Source organism: Enterococcus sp. 3H8_DIV0648 (genome assembly GCF_002140655.1).
Taxonomy (GTDB): domain Bacteria; phylum Bacillota; class Bacilli; order Lactobacillales; family Enterococcaceae; genus Enterococcus_A; species Enterococcus_A hulanensis.
The window spans coordinates 2,102,502-2,103,734 of sequence record NZ_NGLG01000001.1 but is presented as its reverse complement, the minus strand read 5'-3'; the positions used below and the strand labels follow the sequence as shown (position 1 = coordinate 2,103,734).

Here is a 1,233-nt window from a genome sequence, read left to right as displayed (position 1 = left end):
GTCATATATAATGGATTGCCTACTGTTAAATTGCCTACAAAAGAGGAAGCAAGAAGAATATTATCTTTACCTGAAGATGCATTTATTATTGGTAATAATGCAAGATTAACAACTCAAAAAAATCCACTAGCCTTTGTTGAAGTAGCAAAACAAGTTGTTCTAGAAAAACCATCTTCAATTTTTGTGTGGATAGGTGATGGACCACTGGAGTATTCAGTTAAGGCTAAGGTTAAGGAGTATAATTTAGAAAAAAATGTACGATTTTACGGATTTCGAAAGGATAGTGATATCATTGTAGTCGCATACGATCTATTCTTATTTACTTCTCTTTATGAAGGACTGCCTTATGCTCCCCTAGAAGCATTGAGAGCAAAAGTTCCAGTGATTGCTACTAATGTCACTGGAAATTGTGAAGTTATTGACAATAAAGTTACAGGACATTTAGTAAGTAATGATATGGTAAATGAAGCCGCTAAAATAATTATTGATGCAATTAATGGAGAAAACTCTATTACTCCTGAAACAATTGAAAAAAATTTCGAAAAGAAGTTTTCTATTAATACAATGATAAAAAAAATAGAAAAAAATTATTGTGAAGAGTGATTATATATGAAAATAAAAATATCAGTGGTCATTCCATTCTATAATGTTGAAATTTTTGCTGAGCGCTGTATAAAATCGGTTATTAAACAAACATATAAGGACATTGAAATTATTCTGGTTGATGACGGATCTACAGATGCCACAGGATACATACTAGACAAATATAGAAACATCGATTCTAGAATAAAAGTTCATCATAAAGTAAACGGTGGGTTAAGTGATGCTAGAAACTTTGGAGTAAAACAATCAAATGGGAATTATATTACTTTTATAGATGGTGACGATTATGTATCGAAATATTACATTGAAAGTCTTGTTGATGGAATCAATTTAGGCGGTGATATTTCTTGTAGTCAATTCCATATAGTATACGAGGATTCCAAATTAGTCGAAGCCGAAAGTAAAAAAAAGGGTATTCAGATTGTAGATGAGGTGACTGCAATAAAATGTATACTGAATAGAAAATTTCAACATAACGCTTGGGGAAAACTGTTTCCTCGAAAATATTTTAATGATCTTGAATTCCCTAAAGGTATCTATTATGAAGATATGGCGGTCATATATGAAATTTTATCATGCGCAAAAAAAGTCGCACTAATCAAGTCAAAAGATTATTATTACGTGCAAAGA

At 31.0% G+C, this 1,233-nt stretch carries 2 protein-coding genes; both read left to right on the top strand.

Features of this window, described 5'->3' with window-relative positions; all coding sequences use genetic code 11:
• The coding region (locus tag A5875_RS09795) for a glycosyltransferase (protein WP_176244647.1) at positions 1 to 603 on the top strand (603 nt) is incomplete at its 5' end.
• A gap of 6 nt (positions 604 to 609) precedes the next feature.
• Positions 610 to 1,233: glycosyltransferase family 2 protein (locus A5875_RS09790; protein WP_141108339.1), on the top strand; the 624-nt coding region annotated here is incomplete at its 3' end.